This is a genomic window from Xanthomonas sp. SHU 308 (assembly GCF_000364645.1).
GTDB lineage: Bacteria > Pseudomonadota > Gammaproteobacteria > Xanthomonadales > Xanthomonadaceae > Xanthomonas_A > Xanthomonas_A sontii.
Window position 1 is genome coordinate 1 of sequence record NZ_AQOK01000547.1, and the last position, 1,168, is coordinate 1,168.

The 1,168-nt window shown below is 71.0% G+C and carries 2 protein-coding genes; both read left to right on the plus strand.

Translation table 11 applies throughout. The features are described 5' to 3' along the window. Positions 1-341 (plus strand): SPOR domain-containing protein (locus D588_RS25070; protein WP_232764315.1); only part of this gene is annotated, 341 nt, incomplete at its 5' end. Between the two features lie 149 nt (positions 342-490). Next, the coding region (locus tag D588_RS0116205; RefSeq protein ID WP_017916718.1) for a D-alanyl-D-alanine carboxypeptidase family protein at positions 491-1,168 on the plus strand (678 nt) is incomplete at its 3' end.

Consider the following 1,168-nt stretch of genomic DNA (forward strand, 5'->3'; position numbering starts at 1 on the left):
CTACCGCCACCGTGGCCGCCCCGACCGTCGCAGTGGCGACGCCGGCAGCGCCTCCCGCACCGGTCGCCAGCGCCGCGTCGCGCGCAGAGGACGACAGCGCGCGCGGGCCGCTCGGCATCCTGCTGCAGGTGGCCAGCTTCGCCAGTCGCGAGAACGCCAACCGCGCGCTGTCGCAGTTGGCCTCGGCCGGCATCGTCGGCGCCAGCATCAGCGACATCGTCTCCGGTGGCCGCACCCTGTGGCGGCTGCGGGTGGCGGCCGAGGACCATGGCCGCGCCGCCGAGTTGGCCACGCGCATCGCCGGCCTCGGCTTCGGCCGGCCGCAGATCGTCAAGGATTGAGGTAGCGCGCCCGCCACGGCGGGCGTTCGGCGCGCCGATGGCTTAACGCCGGTTCGCGCGCGTGCCCGCAACGCGCCTGCCCGGGCGCCGGCTCGGCCTACAATGTCGCGTTTTCCATCGGCCTTCGGGCCCGCCAGGAGTCGTTTTAGATGAAATTCCGCTTCGCCGTCGCTGCCGTGGCCACGTTCGCCGTCGGCCTGGTTTCCGCGCAGACGCCCGGCCCGGTTCCCGCGCCGCCGGCCGCTGCCGCCGCCGCTCCGGCCACCGTGGCGATCCCGCCCGCGCCCAAGCCGGCCGTGTCCAAGTCCTGGGTGCTGATGGACTACGCCACCGGCCAGGTGCTGGCCGGCGAGAACGAACACGAACGCGTGGCCCCGGCCAGCATCACCAAGGTGATGACCTCGTACGTGATCGCGGCCGAACTGAAGCTGGGCAAGATCACCCGCGACGACCAGGTCATGCTCAGCGAGCGCGCCTGGCGCGAGGGCGGTGCCGGCACCGACGGCAGCTACAGCGGCTTCCCGGTCAACAAGACCGCGCGCCTGGAAGACATGGAAAAGGGCATGGCGATCCAGTCCGGCAACGACGCGGCGATCGCGCTGGCCGAACACACCGCCGGCAGCGAGGAAGCCTTCGCGTCGCTGATGAACGAGTACGCGAAGAAGATCGGCATGACCGGCTCGCACTTCGTCAACGCCCACGGCCTGTCGGCCGAAGGCCACTACACCACCGCCTACGATCTGGCGCTGCTGGGCCGGGCGATGGTGCGCGACTATCCGGAAACCTACGCGTACAACAAGATCAAGGAATTCCGCGTCGGCGACATC